The organism is Bacteroidota bacterium (assembly GCA_036522515.1).
GTDB lineage: Bacteria > Bacteroidota > Ignavibacteria > UBA10030 > SZUA-254 > VBOC01.
In genome coordinates, this window is the sequence record DATDFQ010000056.1 from 376,804 (window position 1) to 399,729 (window position 22,926).

Consider the following 22,926-nt stretch of genomic DNA (forward strand, 5'->3'; position numbering starts at 1 on the left):
ACATGGCCGCGCGCATCCTGGGCATCGACTATGGCAGCAGACGCATCGGGATCGCGGTCAGCGACCCCCTGAATATCATCGCCCGGGGAGTGACCGTCATACCGAACTCCCCCTCAAAAATTTCAGAGATCAAGCGCATCGCCCTCGAGTTCGGCGTGGAGAAGATCGTGGTGGGAGTCCCGATCAACCTGAAAGGGAGGAGCGACTCGATGGCGGAGGAAGTCGAAGAATTCATCCGGCTCCTGGCGTCGGAACTGAAGGTGGAGATCGTGAGGCAGGACGAGAGGTTTACGTCGCGGATTGCACGCCAGACACTATTGGATATGAACGTGGGTAAGATGAAGCGCAGGGTGAAGGGAAGGATCGACGAGATGGCCTCGGCCCTGATCCTTCAGGGATATCTTGACGGTCAGGGAGGATAAAGCGGACGGACCATGAACTTTCACGACGTCAACCGGCTGATCGAGGAGGGAGAGGGCTTTGGGATCGAATTCAAACGCCGCATCTCCTCCGCGGAGAAAATAGCCAGAACGATCATCTCGTTCGCCAACACGAAGGGAGGAACCATCCTCTTCGGCGTCGACGACGACGGGTCGATCGTCGGGGTCGAAAGCGAAAAATCGGAGATCGAGTTGATCGAGATCGCCGGGAACGAGTACTGCGACCCGGTCATTCGTCCCGGCATCACGATCGTCCCCTTCGACGGACGCGATGTCATCGTGTGCCGGATCGATGAGAGCCGCACCAAACCCCACTATTTCCTGGGCGAGCACGACCGGTCGAACGGGGAGGCAACCCGCGTATATATCCGGGTGAACGACAAGACCGTCATGGCAAGCCGTGAAGTGGTAAAAATCCTCGAAGATGAGAATCCCGACGCACCCCCCCGGAAGATCGCCATCGGCGAGAATGAACGCCGCCTGTTCCGGCATCTCGAGAAGAACGAGAGGATCACCGTGAGAGAGTTCGGCAGGGAGGTGAATATCAGCGACCGCCGGGCCTCGCGGATCCTTGTCGGTCTGGTCCGGGTCGGTGTGATCCGGATACACACGCACGAAAAAGAAGAGTTTTTCACCCTCGCCTCCGAAATAAAGCACTGACTCCTCGCAAATTCGGTAGGCGCAGCCTTCAGGCTGCGTAACCCCCCCCAAAAAAAAGCCCGCAAGCTAAAGCTTGCGGCTACCGATCCCCGACAGATGCCGTCGCAAATTCGGTAGCCACGGCCTTTAGGCCGTGGGCATTTCATGCTCCCGATTCCCCTCCAAAAGCCCGCAAGCTAAAGCTTGCGGCTACCGATCCCCGACAGATGCCGTCTCAAATTCGGTAGCCACGGCCTTTAGGCCGTGGGCATTTCATGCTCCCGATTTCCTATCAAAAGCCCGCAAGCTAAAGCTTGCGGCTACCGATTCCGATAGCCAGTTACCAAAACCCCGTAGATTCGGTAGCCACGGCCTTTAGGCCGTGGGGATTTCATGCTCCCGATTCCCCATCAAAAGCCCGCAAGCTAAAGCTTGCGGCTACCGAACCCGATAGTTTTGTGCTCCCACATCTCATGCTCCCAAATGCCTGCCCTTGAGAGGACGCCCCATATGTGCTGAAAGTGACGCCGGACAAGTGGGGCTTGAAGAGGTGCGCGATCTTCCCTAGATTCAACACCGGGATAACAATGAATTTGAGTCATTTTGTCTAAAATAGCCAAAGACGCGCTGCGTCTGCCACATGCCGGGAAACCTGTTTCCCGAGCGGATCTCTTCCGTGACGAGCGGCTCCTTCGACTGATCCTCGAGAATGTCGACGACCTCGTCACTGTCACCGACTCAAAGGGGAAGCGCCTCTATAATAGCCCTTCGTACAAGAGAATCCTCGAGGATGCGCCCGGGACTCCCGGGAACGACCTGTTCCAGGAGGTTCATCCGGACGACAGGGAGCGCGTTCGGGATGCTTTTCAGGAGACGGCGCGGACCGGCGAGTGTACCCGCATGGAGTACCGGTTTCTTACGGCCGACGGGCGGGTCCGCCACATCGAGTCCCAGGGATATGTCATCCGTGACGAAAAGGGGAAGGTAGTCCAGATCGTTCTGATCTCGCACGACGTCACCGCACGAACGGAGGCAACGCGCGATACGACCGACCGGAAGCGTGCGGAGCAGTTGCAATCCGCGGTCTACAGAATCGCGCAGGCGGCGGACAGTTCCCCGACCCTCGATGAACTGTTCAAGGGCGTCCACCGGATCATTCACGAGGTAATGCCCGCGAATAATTTTTACATCGCTCTCTACGATGAGCGCTCGGACCTGATCAGTTTTCCGTATTTCGTCGACGAGGTCGACACACCGTCTCCTCCGAAGCACCCTGAAAAAGGCCTGACAGAGTACGTCCTCCGGACGGGCAGGCCTCTGTTGTGCGATTCCGCCGGTATGGAAGAGTTGGAAAAACGCGGCGAGGCCATTCTCATCGGCGTGCCCTCGCCCATCTGGCTCGGCGTCCCCCTGACCGTGGAAAAGAAAACCATCGGGGTGATGACCGTGCAGCACTACTCGGATCCCAACGCCTACGGAGAACAGGACCAGCATATTCTCGAATTCGTTTCTTCGCAGGTGGCAAAAGCGATCGAACGGAAGCTGGGGGAAGAAGCGCTCCGTGTCAGCGAAGAACGGTACCGCCAGTTTGTCGAACAGAGCTCCGAGGGGATCTGGAGATTTGAGCTGGACCATCCCATCTCCATCCTGCTTCCCGAACAGGAGCAGATCCGGGCGTTCTATGCGCATGCCTACATCGCGGAGTGCAACGACGCCATGGCGCACATGTACGGCGTCTCCGGAGCGAAGGAGCTCATGGGCGCGAAGCTCGGCGACGTGCTCAAGCCGGAGAACCGGATGAGCGACCAGCTTCTTCGCGACTTCATCCTCACCGGATACAGGTTGACGGATGCGGAGTCTTCAGAAAACGACATCCTCGGAACCCGCAAGCACTACCTGAACAACCTGGTCGGCATGATCGACAACGACCACCTGAAGCGGATCTGGGGAACCCGCAGGGATGTCACGCAGCATAAGCGCGCCGAAGAAATGCTCCGGGTCTCGGAAGAGAAATACAGGACCCTGTTCGAAGAGTCGAAGGACGGCATCTTCCGCAGCACGCCCGAAGGAAGGATCATCGACGTGAACCCGGCAGGCATCGAACTGTTCGGGTACCAGTCCAGGGAGGAGCTGCTGGGGATCGATCTCTCACGCGACCTCTATGCGAACTCGGAGGACCGTGAGATCTTCAAGAATACTCTTGCGCGGCAGGGGTACGTGACAGACTTCGAGTTTGAGATTAAATTGAAAAACGGCGGAAAACGGATGGTGCTCGAGAATGCCTCGGCCGTCCGCGATGCGGAAGGGACGGTCATCGCCTACCGCTCCTTCATCAGGGACATCACGGAACGCAAGAGGCTCGAAGACCAGTTCCGGCAGGCGCAAAAGATGGAAGGAATCGGGACCCTCGCAGGCGGAATCGCCCATGATTTCAACAATATCCTCGGGATCATCCTCGGCTACACGGCGATGATGCAGAAGGGCACCCCCGACCTCGAGAAACTCCGGCAGGGGTTCGGAACGATCGAAGTCGCCGTGGAGCGGGGCGCCGCCCTGGTTCGCCAGCTCCTCACGTTTGCGCGCAAGGCAGATCCTTCGTTCGAGTCGGTCAACGTGAACGACACCCTCCAGGAGCTCGCCCGGATGCTGACGCAGACATTCCCGAAGACGATTTCCATTTCGTTGCAGCTTGACGAGCGGATTCCCTCGGTTCTTGCGGACGCGTCGCAGCTCCACCAGGCGCTCCTGAACCTGAGTCTGAATTCACGGGACGCCCTGATGGACGGCGTGGGGGCCCCCGGCGGGGGAGCGCTGACGCTTCGCACGAGGGTGGTGCCGGGCTCCGAGATTCGGAAGAAGTTCTCCGGAGCGGGCGCCGACGAATATGTCTGCGTCCAGGTGGAAGACAACGGATTGGGGATGGATGAGGCGACCCGGAACCGGATCTTCGAGCCGTTCTTCACGACGAAAGAACTGGGGAAGGGGACCGGCCTCGGACTCGCGGTGGTGTACGGCGTGGTCAACAGCCATCACGGATTCGTCGATGTGGCGAGCGCGCCCGGAGTCGGGACCACGCTCGGGCTCTATCTTCCGGTCCAGTCGCGCACGATCGTCTCGGCCTCGCCCGCTTCGACCGAGCGGTCCGAGCCGAAAGGAGGGGATGAAACGGTTCTCCTGGTCGAGGACGAGGAAATGCTGCGCGAGCTCCTGACGAGCCTGTTCGAAGAGCACGGGTACAGGGTTCTTGCCGCGAAAGACGGCGCCGAGGGGGTGGAGATCTACCGAACCAACAAGGACACGATTGCGATCGTCCTCTCCGACATGGGCCTGCCGAAGCTGGGAGGCTGGGAAATGTTTCAGGAGATGATGGCGATGAATCCGCGCGTCAAAGCGATCCTCGCGAGCGGCTATTTTGATCCCAACCTGAAAATGACCATGATGAAGGCGGGAGCGAAGGACTTTATCCAGAAGCCCTACGTCTCTGAGATGGTTCTCGGGAGAGTCCGCGAAGTTCTGGACGCCTGCTAGGCGTCATTCGCTTTTCCAAATCCTCACGAGTTCGAAGACCGTTATTCCGAGCGCGACAGCCGCGTTGAGCGACTGTTTCATGCCGTACATCGGAATATCGACCGCAAAGTCCGCTTCCCGGAGGATCTCGCCGGAGACTCCGGTGATTTCGTTTCCCACCACGAGGCAGAGCGGAAAACTCTCCTTTGAAATCGAATAGTAAGGCGTACTCGACCCGGTTTGCTCAAGAACGCAGATCCTGACACCCCCGGACTTGAGCGCGGCGATCGCCTCGAGCGGATCCCTGACGTACGTCCACGGGACGGTGGCGGTCGCTCCGAGGGCCGTTTTCTCGATTTCCTTTCTCGGGGGGTGCGGAGTGTAGCCGCTCAGGATGAGCCTGGAAACCCGGGCGCCGTCTGCGCTCCTGAAGATCGACCCGACATTATAGAGGCTCCTGATGTTATCCAGCAGGATCGTAACGGGGAAGCGTTCTTCCCGGCCGAGCTGCTCCGGGGAGAGTCGTCTGCGCCCGATTTCCTCATGGGTCAATTTTCTCATAAATCGTTCAAATATAAGCAATTCCCGCAAAAGTTCGGTATTGATTGAATGGGGATAATTTTGTATATTAATTCGCTCAACGATTCACCCAAAGCGACCGGAATTTGAAGAAACTAGTCATTGCAATCGACGGCCCGGCCGCATCCGGCAAGAGTACGACTGCGCGGCTGACGGCGGGGCGATTGGACTATCTCTTCATCGATACCGGGGCGATGTACCGCGCGATTACCCTCAGGGCGCTCGAAGAGAATCTCGATCCGGACAACGAAGAGCAGATCGGGACGCTCGCCGAGCAGACTCAAATCTGTTTCGAACAATCGAAGGGTGAATTCAGGGTCAAGGTGAACGGCCGTGACGTCACTCCCTCGATCCGGAGCCAGGCGGTGACCAAGGCGGTGAGCCGGATCAGCGCGATCAAAAAGGTCCGGGACGTGATGGTGGAGCAGCAGCGGCGGCTTGCGAAGGAAGGCGGCGTCGTGATTGAGGGCCGTGACATCGGCACCGTGGTGGTACCCGACGCCGATCTGAAGATTTTCCTGGTCGCAAAGGTGGATGAGCGTACCGCGCGGCGGCGGAAGGAATTGCAGGACCGGGGGATCGATGTTCCTCTGGAGCTGCTCATGAAGGAAATCGAGGAACGCGACCGGAAGGATTCGAGCCGCACGATCAGCCCTCTCCGGAAGGCCGACGACGCGATCGTCCTTGACACGTCAAAACTGACGGTGGAAGAACAAGTCCAGTATGTTATTGAACAGGCGGACAGGTTGCTGAAGACACGAACATGAAAGTGAGCATCGACAAGAGCGCGGGGTTTTGCTGGGGTGTGATCCGGACGATCGACATCGCGGAGACGGAGCTCCAGACGGCGCCGCCCGGGGAATCGCTCTATGTGCTCGGCGAGATCATCCATAATCCGATGGAGATCGAGCGCCTCGAGCGCAGGGGCTTGAAGACGATCACCCATGCCGACCTTCCCTCCGTGAAAAACGGGAAAGTCCTGATCCGCGCTCACGGCGAGCCGCCCTCGACATTCGCGGCCGCGAAAGAGCTGGGCGTGACTCTCGTCGACGCGACCTGCCCGGTGGTCTGGAAGGTGCAGGAACGGATCAAGAAATTTTACGATCAGGGGTACCAGGTGGTGATCTACGGAAAAGCGGATCACGCCGAGGTGATCGGACTCGTCGGGCAGACGAACGGGGAAGCGGTGGTCATCAAATCCCTGGAGGAGATCAACAAGATCGACCTCAACAGGAAGACCGTGCTCTTCTCCCAGACGACGATGGATAAAGCCACGTTCGCGAAATTGAAGGACGAATTCCAGAAGCGGATAAAGGACCTGATCATCGACACGTTCGACCAGGAAGCCACCGAATTCCACGCGAAGGATACGATTTGCGGCCAGGTCTTCGGGCGGGACAAGAAACTGCGCGAGTTTGCTGCGGGCAACGACGTGATGATCTTCGTCGCGGGCCGGATCAGCTCGAACGGGAAAGTCCTGTTCCATATCTGTCAGGAGGCGAACCCGCGGACATACTTCGTCGAAATCGAATCCGAGTTGCAGCCCGAATGGTTTGAAGGCGTGGAGACGGTCGGCATCAGCGGCGCCACCTCGACCCCCCAGTGGCTGATGGAGCGCGTCAAGCAGCACATTGAAGCGATGGCTCCGCAGCACGCGGTCGCATAAGTTTGTTTTTAAAGTCATCCTAATCAACAATCAGCACCAACAAGCACCACTTTTCGTCCGAACGGCGCGTGTTCGATGACTTGCACAGCCGCCCGGCATGAAGAGCATACGGCCGACAACCAGTCCGGCCGCTCGTTAGGAGAATGAATGGCGGAAGACCTCAAGGAAAAAACGTTCCAACAATCAACAGCATCATACCCCCGCGGCGCCGTGGCGCAGCCCCCCTCACCGTTCCGTTCCGCAGGCAAGAAAGCCAATTTTTCCGAAATCGAAGAGCGCGAGTATTCCCCCGAGGAATTTAAGCAGCTCGCCCTGCTCTACGACAAGACCTTCAGCAGCATCCATGAAGGCGAGATCGTCAGGGGAAAAATTGTCGCCATCACGGACAACGGTGTCGCGATCGACATCGGGTTCAAATCGGAAGGCCTCGTAGCGCTCGCCGAATTCCCGAACATCGACGAGTTGAAACCGGGGGATGAAGTGGAAGTATTCCTTGAGAGCGTTGAGAACAAGGACGGGCAGCTCGTCCTCTCGCGCAAGCGGGCCGATTTTATGCGCACCTGGGAACGGATTACGAAGTCCTACGAGACCGGCGAAGTGCTCGTGGGGAAGATCACCCGGCGCATCAAGGGGGGCCTGGTCGTCGACCTGATGGGTCTCGACGCGTTCCTCCCGGGATCTCAGATCGACGTCAAGCCGGTGCGGGACTTCGACCAGTTCCTCGGCAAGACGATGGAATTCCGCGTGGCAAAAATCAACCACCCGAACGAGAACGTCGTCGTAAGCCACAAGGTGTTGATTGAAGCCGAAATGCAGGAGCAGCGCAGCGCGATCCTGAACAGCCTCGAGAAAGGACAAATCCTCGAGGGGACCGCCAAGGCTATAACGGATTTCGGAGTGTTCGTGGATCTCGGCGGGGTCGACGGCCTCGTCCACATCACGGATCTCTCGTGGGGCCGCGTCAACCACCCGTCCGAGGTGGTCAAGCTCGACCAGACGATCACGGTGGTGGTGCTCGACTTCGACGAACCCAAGAAGCGCATCTCCCTCGGCCTGAAACAGCTCCAACCCCATCCCTGGGAGAATATCGAAACGAAGTATCCCGTCGGGACCAAGGTCACGGGAAAGGTCGTCTCGCTCGCGGACTACGGCGCGTTCATCGAGATCGAGAAGGGCATCGAAGGCCTGATCCACATCTCGGAAATGAGCTGGACCCAGCACATCAAACATCCTTCGCAGGTCGTCTCCATGGGACAGATGGTGGATGCCGTCATCCTCAGCCTCGACAAGGATAACAAGAAAATTTCCCTCGGGATGAAGCAGCTCGAGCCCGATCCCTGGATGAACCTGATGGAAAAATATCCTGTCGGCTCCAGGCATACCGGGATCGTGCGCAACCTCACGAACTTCGGCGTCTTTGTCGAGCTTGAGGACGGCGTGGACGGCCTCGTGCACATCTCCGACCTCTCCTGGACGAAAAAGATACGGCATCCGGGAGAAATCGTGAAGAAAGGGGACCGGCTCGATGTCGTGATCCTCGGCGTCGACGTCTCGCAGCGCCGGATTTCGCTCGGGCACAAGCAGGTGCGCGACAACCCCTGGGACTCCTTCTCCGAATCGTACAGGTCCGGGACGGAAACCTCCGGGAAGATCGTCAGAATCATAGAGAAAGGGGTGATCGTCGAGCTCCCGTCGGGGGTGGACGGATTCGTCCCCGTCTCGCACCTCGCGATGAGCCCCGTGAAGAATATCGCGGACATGTTCCATGTCGGCGACGAGATCGCGCTGAAGGTGATCGAGTTCGACAAGGAGAGCAAGCGAATCGTCCTTTCCGCGGTGGAATACCTGAAGGGAAAGGAACAGAAAGTCATCGACGACTACGCCTCGAAGCATAAACTTCCTCCGATGACGCTGAAAGATGTCGCGACGATCTCGGGGAAACCGGCCGAGACTCCTCCCGATGCGCCGGCCGACCAGCCGCCCACATCGGACCTGATGGTGTAAGGCGGGTTCCGGCAGACGCAAGGCTGAATTCTGAAGTTCGGAGATCACTCCCGGCGGCAAAGAGTTGCCTTTTCAGGCAACTCTTTGTACTTTTCGCAATGAAGAAAGTCGCCCTCCATACCCTCGGCTGTAAACTGAATTACGCGGAAACGGCGACCATCGGACGCCAGTTTACGGACCGGGGCTTCGAGGTCGTCGATTCCGACCAACCCGCCGACGTCTATCTTCTCAACACCTGCAGCGTGACGGAACGCGCGGACCGCGAGTGCCGGCAGATCATCCGCCGCGCCCTCCGCACGTCGCCAGAAGCGTTCATCATCGTCTCAGGCTGTTACGCCCAGCTCCGCCCGGAAGAGATCGCAGCCATTGACGGGGTCGATCTTGTCCTCGGCACGAACGAAAAGTTCAGCGTCTTCGATCACGCGGACCGGTTTGTAAAACAGCCGACACCCCACGTCTACGTTTCCTGCATCGACGACGCCGTCGATTGCGCGCCCGCGTTTTCGGCCGACACCGGATCGCGGACACGAGCCTTCCTCAAGATTCAGGACGGATGCGATTTCAATTGCTCCTTTTGCACGATCCCGATGGCCCGGGGCGCGAGCCGGAGCCGTCCCGAAGAGGACGTCGTTCTGGACGCCGCCCGGATTGCTTCGCAGGGGTGCAGCGAGATTGTCCTGACCGGTGTGAACGTCGGCGATTACGGCCTGAAGCAGGGTGCCGGACTTCTCCGGTTGCTGAGAAAGCTCGAAGAAGTCGACGGGATTGAACGGATTCGAATCAGTTCGATTGAACCAAATTTGCTGACCCGCGAGCTGGTGGACGCCGTCCTCGGCTCGGGAAAATGCTGCAACCATTTTCATATCCCGCTCCAGAGCGGGAGCGACATGGTCCTGAAACGGATGCGGCGGAGGTACACCAGGGAACAGTACCTCGCCGTTGTGGAGTATATCAGGGGGCGCGATCAGGACGCGGGGATCGGAGCCGACGTGATCGTCGGCTTTCCGGGTGAAACCGAGGAGTCGTTCCGCGAGACCTCGTCCTTCCTCGCCGACGCGCCTGTTTCGTACCTTCACGTGTTCACCTTTTCAGAGAGGCCCGGCACGCCGGCCTCGGAGTTCGAGGGGACGGTCGAACCGCGCGTGAGAGCCGAGCGAAGCGAAGCCCTCCGTCTGCTCGGGCAAAGGAAGCGGCACGCCTTTCATTCCTCCTTCATCGGGAGGCGCATGCCCGTGCTGTTCGAGGGGCGTCACCGGAGGCGGAGCGCCTCGGGCCTGACCACCAATTACATCCGGGTGGAGGCTCCTTCTCCCGGCCCGCTCGCAAACGAGGTCCGCGACGTGAGAATTCTCCGCGCAGCCCACGATCAATGCGCCGCCGAACTGTTTTCCAACGATACCCAAATCGGAATCCAACTCCCATGAAGTCAATTCTCGCCCTTCTTCTCCTCAGCTGCAGCGCCGCTCCGGCCCAACTGACTCCCGCCCCGGATCCCTCGGCCGGAGCATCGCATTCTCTTCCCATCAACCGGATGGGGGGTCTTTCGGTTCTTTCCGCGCCGCGGACCGAGCTGTTCCCGCAATCGGGTCCGGGCGAAACCAAGAGCACGGGCCTGGCGGTCGTCTATTCGCTCCTGTTGCCGGGGATGGGAGAACTCTACGCCGGGGAGTACGGCTCGGGCAAGTACTTCACGATCATCGAGGGCGCCCTGGTCGTCGGGTTGGTCTCATTCGACCGGTATGCCAACTGGCTGAAGGATGATTCGCGCCAGTTCGCCGCGGCCCATGCCCATACGAGCGTCGAGGGGAAGGACGATCAGTTTTTTTCGGACATCGGGGATTACCAGACCGTGTACGATTTCAACGAGGCGGCGCTGCGCGACCGTCAGCCCCAGAAGGTCTACGACGCCCGGTCCGGCTTTTACTGGAGCTGGGATAGCCCGGTGATCCGTGAGCAATACCGGGCGATCCGCGTCAACAGCGACGATCGATTCAATGACACGCGATTCATCGTCGCCGCCATGGCGGTCAATCATCTCGTCAGCGCGATCAACGCCGCCAGACTGGCAATCCGTCACAACAGGAGTCTGGAAGAGGGGCAGCTTATCGATATCCACGCCGACGTGATCGGAGGCCTCGCGCATCCCGGCGGTATCAGGATCACCCTTTCCGGGAGTTTTTGAAGAAGCCGGTTGAGGAGAGGCGCTCTGCGCCGCCCTCAGGGTCAATCGAGCCGCCGCCCGGCGCCGGGCCTCGTGGAGGTCCTCCATGAGAAACGTGAAACTCCTCATCGAGTATGAGGGGACAGACTACGCAGGATGGCAGCGGCAGGAGAACGCCAGGACGGTGCAGGGCGAGATCGAGGAGACACTCCGGCGGATCACCCGGCAACCGGTGAGTCTGATCGGGGCGGGGAGGACAGACGCGGGCGTCCATGCCCGGGGGCAGGTGGCCAACTTTCAGAGCGAGACCGGCCTGCCGTGCGCCGAACTCGAACACGCGCTGAACGCCCTGCTCCCGGAAGATATCGTGATTCGCCGGGTCTCAGAGGCGCCGCTCGATTTTCATGCCCGCTACAGCGCAAGGGAGCGATCCTATTCCTATACGATCCTCCGTGTACCCTCTGCGATGCAGAGAAGATATTCATGGTTCGTCGGGTACCCTCTCGAGGTCGGCCTCATGCAGAAGGCGGCGGCCCTTTTGCCCGAGACCCATGAGTTCGGATCGTTCTGCAAGGGACAATCGGAGGTCGACCATTACCGGTGTACCGTCCTGAGCGCAGGCTGGAAGGAGGAGGGACAATCGCTTGTTTTTTTGATCCGGGCGAACAGATATCTTCACGGAATGGTCCGCTCGCTCGTGGGAACGATGGTCGATGTGGGCCGCGGGTACACGACACTTGAGGAATTTTGCGCGATCCTTTCGGCGAACGACCGGCGCGAGGGGGGACCGAACGCGCCCGCGAGGGGCCTGACACTCGAGTCAGTGCTGTATGAAGAAACGATGGACAACGATCACAACCGGCAGGAATCCGCCCAGTGAACCGCTTCTCGACCCGATAAGGCCCTCACATGCTCTCACAGGTGATCGGAGACATCGTCTTCATCCTGGCGCTGATCCTGGCGAACGGCTTTTTCGTGGCGGCGGAGTTTGCGATCGTCAAGGTTCGCGCCTCGCAGATGGAGTACCGGGTAAAATCGGGCCATCAGCGCGCGATCCTGGCAAAACACATCGTCGAGCACCTCGATTCCTATCTTTCCGCCACCCAACTCGGGATCACGCTCACGAGCCTTGTGCTGGGATGGCTGGGAGAGCCGCTCCTGGCGGATTTGCTCAAGGGGCCTTTTGAGCTTCTGGGAGTCCTGAGCAATCAGACCATCCACGTCGTATCGTTCGTCATCAGTTTCGCGATCCTCGCCTTTCTGACCATCATCCTCGGGGAGCTGGGTCCGAAGTATGTGGCGATCCAGCATCCCGAAGGGACCGCGCTCGTCGTTTCCCTGCCGCTGCAACTCTTCTACCGCGTGTTCGAGCCGTTTATCTGGGTTCTGAACCGCACCTCGATGTTCCTTCTGGGGTACGTCGGCATCACGCCCTCCCACGTCAACCGGATGGTTCATTCGCCGGAAGAGCTGGAGGTGATCTTCGCAGAGGGGGCCAAGAGCGGTTATTTCAACAAGACCGAACAGGAGTTGATCTCGAGCATCTTTGAGTTTTCGACCACCACCGCCCGGGAGATCATGGTTCCCCGCATGGAGGTCATCGCGATCAACTATAATGTGTCGCGCGAAGGGCTCATCCGCATTGTGACGGAAGAGGGGTATTCCCGGATGCCGGTGTACAGGGATTCGATCGACAATATCGTCGGGGTCATTTATTCGAAAGACCTGATCAGCCTTCTCGAGCATCGGGACCTGATCGTACTCCAGGACATCATCCGGCCCCCTTATTTTGTTCCCGATGCGATCAAAATCAGCCAGCTCATGCGCAACATGCAGGAGCGCAAGACCCACATCGCAATCGTCGTCGACGAATTCGGCGGCACTCAGGGCGTCATCACCATGGAAGATATCCTCGAGGAAATTGTGGGGGAGATCCACGATGAGTATGACGAGGTCCTGAAGGACATCGAAACGTCGGCGGACGGGACAGCCCTGGTGAACGCCCGGATGACGATCGAGGTGTTCAATAAGAAATTCGGATCCGATATTCCGGAGGATTCCGAGTACGAAACGCTCAACGGTTTTCTCTCCAAGCTCACCGGGCGGTTGCCCGAATCGCAGGAGGAGATCCGGTTCCAGAACCTGCACTTCACCGTGATGAAACGGGGACAGAGACGGATCCGCCAGGTGAAAGTGAAGAAAATCGCCGAGGCCGCGACCGGACAATCGTGAGCCATGCCCGACCCGCAGGCGCTCTCCATCATCATTGTCACCTACGATGCGGCGTTGTTTCTGCCGGATTGTCTCGACTCGATTTCCCGCCGCCCCCCTCCGTTCGCGTTCGAAATTATCGTCGTCGATAACGCGTCGACGGATGACTCCGTCGCCCGGGCCCGTCTCCATGCTCCCGGCGCCGTCGTCGTCGAGAACGCCTCAAATACCGGTTATGCGGCGGCGAATAACGCCGGATATCGACGCGCAACGGGCGAATTCATCCTGCTGCTGAATCCCGACACCATCCTTCATGACGGCGCCCTCGAATCCATGGTCGGATTCCTCCGCGCGAACCCCGACGCCGGTGCGATCGGCCCGCGGATCCTGAACCCTGACGGGAGCTTGCAGCGCACGGGAGTCTCGGCGCCGTCTCTCTGGAACCAGCTTGCAGAGACGTTCTTCCTCGACAGGGCGTTCCCGCGCTCGCGGATCTTCGGACGCCACCGCCGCCTCTACGAAGACCCCGGCTCGCGCCATGATGTCGACTGCCTGCAGGGTTCCTGCCTTCTGGTACGCCGGGACGCGGTCGGGCCCTTTCTGTTGGATGAGGCCTACTTCCTCTATTTCGAAGAGACCGACCTCTGCGCGCGGCTGAGAGAGGAAGGGTGGAGGGTCGTCTACGTGCCCGACGCGACTGTCGTCCACATCGGCGGCAGCGGTTCGGCCCATTACGACGGCGTGCGCGTCGTGAGCTATCACCGGAGCTACCTGGTCTATCTCGGCAAACACTTCGGAAGCTCGAGGCAATTCCTGTTTCGCCTGCTCCTTATTGTTCGCGCCTTCATACGCATCGTGCTCCTCGGGGCCGGGGGACTCGCCGGCCGCGCAAACAGGAGTGAGTCGCTCGACCGGTGCGGGGGGTATATCAGAACGATCCCGCTTCTCGCAGGGCTGACCCGATGACCGGCGCGCCCTTCCTCTCGGTCGTGATTCCGACATTTAACCGAACAGAGTCGCTGATCGGATGTCTTGGCCGTCTGGCGGCTCAATCGTATCCCCGCAGCCGATTCGAGGTTGTCGTGGTGGACGACGGATCGACAGACGGCACGCAAGACGCGGTCGTGCGCTTTGCAGCCGAGTCGGGCTTGCCCGTCTCGTGCCTCCGGCAGGCACACTCGGGGCCCGCTGCGGCGCGGAATGCGGGGGCACGGAATACAAGAGGGGAAATTCTCGCCTTCACGGAGGATGACGTGGAACCGGACCGCCAGTGGCTCGAGCTCGCTGCGAACTATTTCCAGGGCCCTGCGACGGACGCACTCGAGGGGGATACCCGCCCGGCGGGTTCAGGGACGCTCCGGTCGTTCGAGAGGCCGGGGACGCGCGGTTACCTCCCCTGCAATTTGTTTGTCCGCCGGAATCTCTTCTTCGAAGTCGGGGGGTTTGATCCGGAGTACTGCGATCTCACGCTCGGTTTGTATTTTCGCGAGGACGCGGATTTCGGCTGCCGCCTGCTCGATCGGGGAAAGGAGACCCGGTTCGGACCGGACGTCGTCGTCACTCATCCGGAGCAGTTTACGACTGCAGGAGCGGTCCTCCGCCACGTCCGAAGGTACCTCTTCGATCCGCTTTTATACAAGAAGCATCCCGCTTTTTACCGGTCGTCCGTCGAAGTGAAGCATCTCGGTCCGATCGCGATTCACAGGCCCTTCCACTATCTCTGCTGGTTTTATGTTGCGGCTTTTATCGCTATATTGTTTGAAATTTCTATCCGTCACTATAGCACGTTGCCGTTCTTGCTCGTCATCATGCTCCTTCTCCACATGGGAATCAGGTTCCGGTACGAGCACAAGGCCATCCCGGCGTTGTGGAACATTCCGCGCTCCTTCGCCTTCGCGGTTCTCCCGTTCTACTACTTCGCATGGTTCATCCGGGGCTGCAGGAGGTTCAGGAGCTGGGGAGCTCTCGTGTAGGCGCCATGATGCGAAAACAGAATGCGATCCTGCTCTTCTCGAAACCCCCGCGGATTTCCCGCACCAATCTGGATGAACCGTATGCGAAACTTCCGTGGGACGACCTGGATGCGCTCTTTACCGGATTGCTGGGAGATCTCCTTGAACAGGCCTGCCGCCTGAAGGATGTCGACGTCCTCCTCTTCCGGAAAAAATCCGAATTGTCGGACGATTTTCTCCTCCCGTTCCAGAACCGCGTCAAGCGATTCGATGAGGCGCACGGCTCGTTCACCGAGAACGTTCAGCACGCGGTCGACCAGGCGTTCGCAGCGCACTATCACCGCATTGTGGTCCTCATCGACAACCATCCGCTCATCGACGCGCCGTTTCTCGCACGGATCGTTCAGCAGCTTGCCTACGAAGACGACTGCGTGGTGGTCGCTCCCTCGCTCGAGGGGACATGTTTCCTCGTCGGGATGAAGGCGAATCACGGGTCGATCTTCGACAGGACCGATCACGACCCGCTCGCGAAGCCGTATTTGCTTCTCAAGAGACTCTGCCGGCTCGAGGCGATGCTTTTTCTCACCGAACCGACCTATTCGCTCGACTCGGGCTCCGGTCTTGCCCGGCTGAAGAGCCAGCTCGACGCGGCGGACGGCTCTTCTCCCGACTTTCCGCGGCGGACCTACGAGATGTTCAGGACCTTCGATAAGAAATACCCGCCGAAGAAAGCGACCCGATGAGCGGGCCCGCGCGGTGAAGATCGGAATTTTCGGGGGAACGTTTAATCCCCCTCACGTCGGACATCTGATCGTCATCGAGAGCGTGCAGGACCAGGAGCGTTTCGACACGGTGCTGTTTGTGCCTTCGGCGAGCCCCCCGAACAAGCAGGCGGGAGTTCAGGACGGGACACTTGCCCCGGCGGCAGACCGGCTCAAGATGGTGCAGCTTGCCACCCATGGAAACCCGAAGTTTGAGGTGAGCGATCTCGAGGTCCGGAGGGCGGGACCTTCATTCACGATCGATACCGTGGACGCCCTCGCGGCGCTCTATCCGGACGCCTCGCTCTCGCTCATCATCGGCTCGGACAACCTCCTCGAATTCCATACCTGGAAGTCACCGAAGGAGATCACCGCGAAGGCCGGACTGGTGGTCATGAGCCGGCCCGGCTTCGATCTTCGCCAGGCGTCTCCCGAATTTTCCCGTCTCGCAAAAGTCATGAACGTTCCCCAGGTCGGGATCTCCGGAACCGATATTCGCCGGCGGGTGAAACTGGGACGCTCCATCCGCTACCTCGTCCCGAAGAGTGTGGAGGACTTCATCCGCCACGCGAACCTCTACCGGTGAATTCGGCCGCCTGATTGTTTTTCCCTCGTTCCCACGCTCTGCGTGGGAACGCGAGTCGGCAGAAGGCGCTCAGACCGGTCCGCATTTGGTAGCCGCAACCTTTAGGTTGCGGGCTTTGCCTTGGTAGGGGCGACCTTCAGGTTTGTCCTCGTTCCCACGCTCTGCGTGGGAACGCGATCCGCGGCGCTCTGCGCCGCAACTAATCCGGGCCTCAGAGGCGGGATCGACGCTCTACCGATTCGGCATTGGTAGGCGCGACCTTCAGGTCGCGCGCTTTGTCTTGCGTAGCCGCAACCTTCAGGTCGCGGGCTTTGCTCCAAACCGAATAATTATTATCTTTCACCTGAGCCTATGCCCAATCCATCGTTTGTTTCCAGAATATACCGGATGCTGTCCTACTGCGTCTGCGTATTCCTCCTTCTCTCCCTGCTTTCGCCCCTTGAGGCGGACGCTGCTGCAAAACACGCTTTGCGCCAGAAACATCTCCCCCTCGACCGTCTCGGGTCCGTCTCGATGAAGACGCCCGAAAACAGCCTCTACCTGCCCGGCCGTGTGATTGTCAAACTCGCACCCTCGGCGGGCGCGGCAAAAGGTGCGCGCTCCTTCGGGATCTCGGAGCTCGACGCGTATGCGGGCAAGTATTCCGTCGTGAGTATCTCACAGGTGTTCCCCGACGCGCCCGGATTCCGGAAGGGGAATGTCGATCTGACCAGGTTCTATGTCCTTAAATACTCTTCCCCCGTCGACGCGTTTGTGGCGGCCGCGGAGCTCTCGGCCCTCGCAGATGTCGATTATGCGGAGCCGTGGTTCATTTACAGGACAAACGATGTTCAGGCGTTTACTCCGAACGACTCGCTCTATGCCTTACAGTGGGCGCTGACCCGGATCAGGGCAGACAGCGCCTGGGGGGTCAGCCAGGGAGATACCTCGGTGGTGATCGGCATCGTTGACACGGGAGTAGAATGGGACCATCCCGATCTGGCGGGAAATATCTGGTACAATCCGGGTGAGACGGGATTGGACGGCCTGGGGAATGACAAGCGTTTCAATGGGATCGACGACGACGGGGACGGAAAAATCGACGATTGGCGCGGCTGGGATTTCGGCGGAGCCGACTTTAACAACCCTGTCGAAGACAACGATCCCTCACCGACCGGCGACAATATCGCGCACGGCACCCATGTCTCGGGGCTCGCGTCGGGCGTCACCAATAACCACACCGGGATAGCGGGTGTCGGCTTTCGCTGCCGCATCCTGCCGGTCAAGGCCTCCGCAGACAACGACACTCGCGCCAGCGGTTTCGCCTATATCATCGCGGGATTTCAGGGTATCATGTACGCCGCCCGGATGGGGGCCAACGTGATCAGCCTCAGCTGGGGAGGCCCCGGTGCTTCCCAGTTCGAACAGGATGTGGTGAATTTTGCCACCGAACAGGGGTCTCTGATCGTGGCGGCGGCCGGCAACGGCGGCTCGTCCGAACCGAGCTACCCTGCCGGTTATGAACACGTACTCTCCGTGGCCGCGACAAACGGAAGTGATGTGAAAGAATCCTACTCGAATTACGGTTCCACGATCGATGTCTGCGCACCGGGCGGTGATTTTAACGGGGTGAACACCACGATCCTCAGCACCTACTTCCCGTCCACCTACGCCGGTCTTGCCGGCACGTCTCAGGCCACGCCGCAGGTCAGCGGTGTGGCGGCGCTCGTGAAGGCGAATTTTCCCGCGTACAATCCGCTGCAGGTCGGAGAACAGGTGAGGGTGACCTGCGACGATATCACATCCCTGAATCCGGGCTTCGTCAACGGCCTGGGGAAGGGGCGCGTGAATGCCTATCGCGCGCTCACGGTCTCCTCTCCCGCGCTTCGAATGACGTCGATGGCGCTGCTCGATTCCGCGGGCGGGAACAACAACGGCGTTGCCGAACCGAATGAAACGGTTTCGATCGTCACTTCGATCACAAACTATCTTCAGCCGACAAGCGCAGGCGCCGTGATCACTCTGAGCACGACCGACGCCAATGTCCAGATCCTCAATGCCCAGTACGCCGTGGGAAGCGTCGCGATGATGGACACGGTGACGAACGCAGGCGCGCCGTTCCTCCTGCATGTGGCCGCGACCGTCCCGCAGACGCACCCGGTAACCCTGAAGCTGACGATGGCCGACGGGAGTTATACTGACTTTCAGTTCTTCCAGGTGGTGCTCAATCCGTCGTACGCCACGCACGACATCAACAACGTCGTCACCACACTTTCCAACCGGGGGAACATAGGGTTCAATGATTTTGACGCCAACACGCAGGGAGTGGGGTTTGTGTACGGCGCCGATAACCAGCTCTTTGAAGGAGGGCTCCTGATCGGGGTCTCCCCGACGAAGCTGGTCGATGTCGTCAGGAATCAGGGAGGATTGGAAGACCGCGACTTCGCGGCTCCCGGGGCGTACTCGTTCAAGACACCCGGAGTGGTATCGGATCAGGATGGCGGGACCGTCTTCGCGGATTCCGTCGCGCCGCTCTCGAACCGGGTCGGCGTCCGTGTGAAGATGTCCTCGTACGCGTACAACACCGATCCGGACAAGGATTACGTCATCGTGCGCTACGATATCAGGAATACTTCGGGCAATACTCTCTCCAATCTTTACGCGGGACTCTTTTTTGACTGGGACGTGCACGACCCGGGCGACCTCGACGGTTCGTTCTACGCCCACAACCGGACATCGTACGACGCGCTCCGGAGCCTGGGATATGCCTGGTATGATACCACAGGGCCGACGGTATACTGCGGCGCTCAGGCCCTGGACGGGGCCGGCGGGTACATCGGGTTGGTACGGGATTCGGTGACGGGGACGCGCGCGGAGAAGTGGTCATGGTTGAGCGGGGGTGTGCGATTGACGAACCAGGTGAACGACATCCATTTTGTGATCTCTTCCGGCCCGTACACGATCGGGAGCGGCGGTGTCCAGACGGTTGGATTCGCGCTTCTCGGGGGTGTCGGTCTGCCCGCGCTTCAGGCGCACGCAGACGCCGCGTTGCAGAAGTGGGTTTATATCAAGTCTCTGCAGGGGGCCAGGCCGAAGCTTGCCATCGCTGTCCACCAGAATCCGCTCCTCTCCCGGTTTGGCGATATTTACGTCACATCCGATGTACCGCTTTCCGGACCTCCCGGGCTGGTCGTGAGCGGCGGGACACCTCCTCCCGATACAGTACTCCTCACGCTCTCATCTCAGAACGTATACAAGGGCCCGTACCAATTCAGGGCGAGTGGAACATTCTCTATCACCGCATCCGCTGCGGGGATCGACGGGCTGGATACGGTCGCGACAAGGGCATTCAGCGTGCTTTTACTGAAGAGGGGGGTTGCGGGTTCAGTCGCCGATCCCGGCGGAAACGCACTCCTCGACATTCCCGCGGGCGCGCTTGACGAGGACACCTACTTTACCGTCATTCCCGACGAGGGGAAGAGCCAGGGGGCGGCCCTCATCGGAAGCGTGTATAATTTTGGGCCGGGGAGAAATTTTTCAACCCCTCTGAGTCTGACGCTCAAGTACCCGCGCACCGCGGTAAAACCCGGGAACGAGCGGTACCTCCACATCTATCGCGAAAGCGCAGGAGAGTGGACACCTTTGCCGGGCCGGATCGATCCCGGGAAGGCGACCGTCACGGCAACAGTGGGCTCGCTCGGGAGATTCGCGCTGGGATACGATGAACATGCGCCCCTGGAGGGAATTCCCTCGTCCTACATGCTTGCCCAGAACTATCCCAACCCGTTTAACCCTCAGACAACGATACGATTCGGGTTGCCTGAAGCGGGTGCTGTCCGGCTCCGGGTGTTCGACCCGGTCGGAAGAGAGGTGAACCGTCTCGTTGATGAAGAGCGGGAGGCGGGATTCTTCGAGATTGTCTGGGACGGCGCCGGCGCCGGCGGGCGGCCTGTCGCAAGCGGGATTTACTTCTATTCGCTCGAGGTGTTTCAGTCGGGAGTGTTGAAGTTCTCAAAGACCGAAAAAATGGCTATTATCAGATAAGGAGATCGACCGTGAAGAAAAGCATTCTCGTCATCTGCTTCGTGGCAGGACAACTCTTCTGGGCATGTTCAAGCGGGGGAGATAATCCACCGGAGAAAACTCCCGAGCAGCTTCTCGCCGATGGCTGGAAGGCCTACTCGAGCCGGCAATACCAACTCGCGCTTACGGATTTCAACTCCGCCGCCCAGGGAAACCCGGCTCTCGCGGATGCCTTTAACGGCGCCGGCTGGGCAAACGCAAAACTCAACTCACTCACCGCGTCGGTGGTCGACTTTATGGACGGGTTGGGGAAGTCGCCGGGGAATGTTCAGATGAAGGCGGGACTCTCGTTCGTGTTCAACGCGCAGAAGCTGTACGATTCTTCCATCACGAGAGCCGGAGAAGCGCTCGTTGCCGACGCGAACTGGGTCTTCCCGCGCGACACATCGGTCAATCAGTTCGACCTGCATCTCCTTCTGGCGGAAGATTATTTTGCTCGGACCCCTCCCGATTACAATGCGAGCCTCGCGCAGGTGGTAGGGTATTTAAACCCGTCGTTTAACGCCGTTGTCTCGACGATCGCAGGACAAACGGCTCTCGCCGCCGAAATAGAACGGCTCGGCACGATCTACTAAATGTCATCCTGAGGGAGCGAAGCGACCGAAGGATCTCCGGCATCAATAGCCGGATCCCTATCCACTTCGCTACCCACATCGGTAGCCGCAAGCTTTAGCTTGCGGTATCCGCAGCCGTCAGGCTGCGGATGAGCGGGCTCGCCGCACGAAGGCCGCGGCTACCCAGATTTAATCCCGATGTCAGGCAACATTTCTGCCGCCTCACATGCTCCGTTTATCTGGATGCTGCCTGCATGATGATGGCTCCTATCAGGAAACCTATCCAGAACGTAAACCCGAGGATGACCCAGACGCTCAAGCGCATTTTGATAGTTGAGCGGAGCGTTCGTTTGGAAGGGTCTTGATCGACCCTCAGTTCTTGAGTGTTCATGAAGAGAAGGAGATGAGGTTAGTGATCGATGATCACCTCCAATCTAACTATACGGATTCAAGTCGCGTGTGTTCCTCATCAGACGAATCCGGCCTCCATTTCATGATTTACCCGCTTTGATGTGACAGAAGTCACCGAAGTACCCTCTCGGGAATTGCAACTCCCCTGGTTTATAGGTATATATTGGCAGCGGATGGCAGTCGTCTCCGCACGTGGGGCCGGGATTTTTTGAGGGTGAGGCATGGAAATCGTACAAATATTCTACTGGTTTGCGGGTGCTGTGGCTGCTCTATTGCTGCTGGCGCTCCTGTTCCGTCTTGGTTACAAGTTTCTGAACTGGCTGGCCGGTCTGAGCAAGAGAACCGTAGGAAGGCCATAGTCCGGAGCTCGTAACCGAGCCATTCGGACCCGGACCGATACTGGGATCAGCGCTCCTTGGCGCCCGGGGTACTCCTTTCTCTTCCCGGTCCCGCTCCTCCCGATTCTCGACGACACGATTTTCGTAGAGTAGATCGTCCGCAATCCATCTCTTCCCTTCTCTCTTCTTCCTGTTGCGCCTCGGCATGATTTACTCGTTTCTTCGACGCCTCTTTCCCCGATTAAATTTTTTTAATTGGCTGGAAAATCACCCGATTCTCTTGAAATATATGGACGCTAATATTTATATTGTGATGCCAATCGACGTTCATTTCTTAAGGGGGCTGTCATGAAACACGTAAACTTTTTCTCTGCGATTCTTTCGCTCTCGATTATTGTTTCAGGTCTCTTCCTGGGATCTATGATCTCGGGCTGCGCCAAAGATTCACCCTTGAGCCCGGTCCTCTCGACCAATCCAACAGTAAACCTGGCGGTGACATTTTCAAAGCCCGGAACAGGGGAATTTTCGAAATCCGCGAGCGACCTCTTCGTCGATTCGCTGCATATCGATAGCGCTGTGGTGGTGTTCTCGCGTATTCAATTCCTGCCGCACGAGGATACCGCGCGAATCGATACGGGTGACGATGAGGAGGAGGATTCAGACCACCACGAATCGGACGACGAGAATGACGGGCTCACCTTTAAGGGGCCATTCGCGGTTCATGTTCGGGATACAGTCAGCATCGACTTTGCCAGCCAGCAGGTACCTCCGGGAATATATGACGGAATAAGATTCAAAATTCATCGGTTGACACCCGGCGAACGTTTTGAAGATAGTGATGATCGTATCCACCACGACCATTCCTTCGGAGTCGACTCGACGTTTGTTGGTTCAAGCATCACGGTATGGGGCTCGATCTTCAAGAATGGCGAATGGACTCCGTTCACGTTCAAATTCGACGGAGAATTTGAATTCAAGATCAAGGGAAACTTCACCGTTCCGGCCTCGACCAGCACTATCAGAATGGCCTTGAATATCGATATGGGTACATGGTT

Annotated in this window: 18 protein-coding genes; 17 read left to right on the forward strand and 1 reads right to left on the reverse strand. The window is 58.9% G+C overall.

From position 1 onward, the window contains the following. Nucleotides 1-2 precede the first annotated feature (2 nt). From ruvX to VI215_12225, 3 genes are all read left to right on the forward strand, one after another. Nucleotides 3-422 (forward strand): Holliday junction resolvase RuvX, encoded by a 420-nt coding sequence (ruvX, locus tag VI215_12215; protein HEY6193078.1) that lies wholly within the window; start codon nt 3-5, stop codon nt 420-422. 12 nt (nt 423-434) lie between these two features. Continuing rightward, complete coding sequence (locus VI215_12220) at nt 435-1,100, forward strand: ATP-binding protein (protein HEY6193079.1); 666 nt, start codon at nt 435-437, stop codon at nt 1,098-1,100. Between the two features lie 582 nt (nt 1,101-1,682). Further along, nucleotides 1,683-4,607, forward strand: a complete 2,925-nt coding sequence (locus tag VI215_12225) for a PAS domain S-box protein (GenBank protein ID HEY6193080.1) — start codon at nt 1,683-1,685, stop codon at nt 4,605-4,607. A 3-nt stretch (nt 4,608-4,610) separates the two neighbouring features. Here VI215_12225 and VI215_12230 read toward each other — a convergent pair whose 3' ends face one another. Beyond that, nucleotides 4,611-5,147: an RNA methyltransferase gene (locus VI215_12230; GenBank protein HEY6193081.1), complete on the reverse strand. Its 537-nt coding sequence runs from the start codon at nt 5,145-5,147 to the stop codon at nt 4,611-4,613. 104 nt (nt 5,148-5,251) lie between these two features. On the opposite strand from VI215_12230, the gene cmk reads away from it, so the two are divergent. The 14 genes from cmk to VI215_12300 form a co-directional block, all read left to right on the forward strand. Then, on the forward strand, nt 5,252-5,932 hold the full coding sequence (cmk, locus tag VI215_12235) for a (d)CMP kinase (protein HEY6193082.1): 681 nt from the start codon (nt 5,252-5,254) through the stop codon (nt 5,930-5,932). Continuing rightward, nucleotides 5,929-6,831, forward strand: a complete 903-nt coding sequence (locus tag VI215_12240; protein HEY6193083.1) for a 4-hydroxy-3-methylbut-2-enyl diphosphate reductase — start codon at nt 5,929-5,931, stop codon at nt 6,829-6,831. The genes cmk and VI215_12240 overlap by 4 nt, the downstream gene beginning before the upstream one ends. A gap of 147 nt (nt 6,832-6,978) precedes the next feature. After that, complete coding sequence (gene rpsA, locus VI215_12245) at nt 6,979-8,835, forward strand: 30S ribosomal protein S1 (GenBank protein HEY6193084.1); 1,857 nt, start codon at nt 6,979-6,981, stop codon at nt 8,833-8,835. Between the two features lie 98 nt (nt 8,836-8,933). Then, nucleotides 8,934-10,259 (forward strand): tRNA (N(6)-L-threonylcarbamoyladenosine(37)-C(2))-methylthiotransferase MtaB, encoded by a 1,326-nt coding sequence (mtaB, locus tag VI215_12250; GenBank protein HEY6193085.1) that lies wholly within the window; start codon nt 8,934-8,936, stop codon nt 10,257-10,259. After that, nucleotides 10,256-11,017 (forward strand): hypothetical protein, encoded by a 762-nt coding sequence (locus VI215_12255; protein HEY6193086.1) that lies wholly within the window; start codon nt 10,256-10,258, stop codon nt 11,015-11,017. Before mtaB ends, VI215_12255 begins: the two co-directional genes overlap by 4 nt. 85 nt (nt 11,018-11,102) lie before the next feature. After that, nucleotides 11,103-11,876, forward strand: coding sequence for a tRNA pseudouridine(38-40) synthase TruA (gene truA, locus VI215_12260; GenBank protein HEY6193087.1), 774 nt, complete (start codon nt 11,103-11,105; stop codon nt 11,874-11,876). Nucleotides 11,877-11,905: 29 nt separating this feature from the next. Then, nucleotides 11,906-13,228, forward strand: a complete 1,323-nt coding sequence (locus tag VI215_12265) for a hemolysin family protein (protein ID HEY6193088.1) — start codon at nt 11,906-11,908, stop codon at nt 13,226-13,228. 3 nt (nt 13,229-13,231) lie between these two features. Continuing rightward, the gene (locus tag VI215_12270; GenBank protein HEY6193089.1) at nt 13,232-14,173 is read left to right on the forward strand and encodes a glycosyltransferase family 2 protein; all 942 of its coding nucleotides are present in this window, start codon (nt 13,232-13,234) and stop codon (nt 14,171-14,173) included. Then, nucleotides 14,170-15,180, forward strand: coding sequence for a glycosyltransferase (locus VI215_12275; protein HEY6193090.1), 1,011 nt, complete (start codon nt 14,170-14,172; stop codon nt 15,178-15,180). Before VI215_12270 ends, VI215_12275 begins: the two co-directional genes overlap by 4 nt. Before the next feature lie 8 nt (nt 15,181-15,188). After that, the gene (locus VI215_12280) at nt 15,189-15,902 is read left to right on the forward strand and encodes a DUF2064 domain-containing protein (GenBank protein ID HEY6193091.1); all 714 of its coding nucleotides are present in this window, start codon (nt 15,189-15,191) and stop codon (nt 15,900-15,902) included. 13 nt (nt 15,903-15,915) lie between these two features. Further along, complete coding sequence (gene nadD / locus VI215_12285; GenBank protein ID HEY6193092.1) at nt 15,916-16,506, forward strand: nicotinate-nucleotide adenylyltransferase; 591 nt, start codon at nt 15,916-15,918, stop codon at nt 16,504-16,506. A 387-nt stretch (nt 16,507-16,893) separates the two neighbouring features. Continuing rightward, nucleotides 16,894-20,529: a S8 family serine peptidase gene (locus VI215_12290; GenBank protein HEY6193093.1), complete on the forward strand. Its 3,636-nt coding sequence runs from the start codon at nt 16,894-16,896 to the stop codon at nt 20,527-20,529. 11 nt (nt 20,530-20,540) lie between these two features. Next, nucleotides 20,541-21,143 carry a hypothetical protein gene (locus tag VI215_12295; protein HEY6193094.1) on the forward strand — a complete coding sequence of 201 codons (603 nt, stop codon included), beginning with the start codon at nt 20,541-20,543 and terminating at the stop codon, nt 21,141-21,143. Nucleotides 21,144-22,219: 1,076 nt separating this feature from the next. Next, the coding region (locus VI215_12300; protein HEY6193095.1) for a hypothetical protein at nt 22,220-22,926 on the forward strand (707 nt) is incomplete at its 3' end.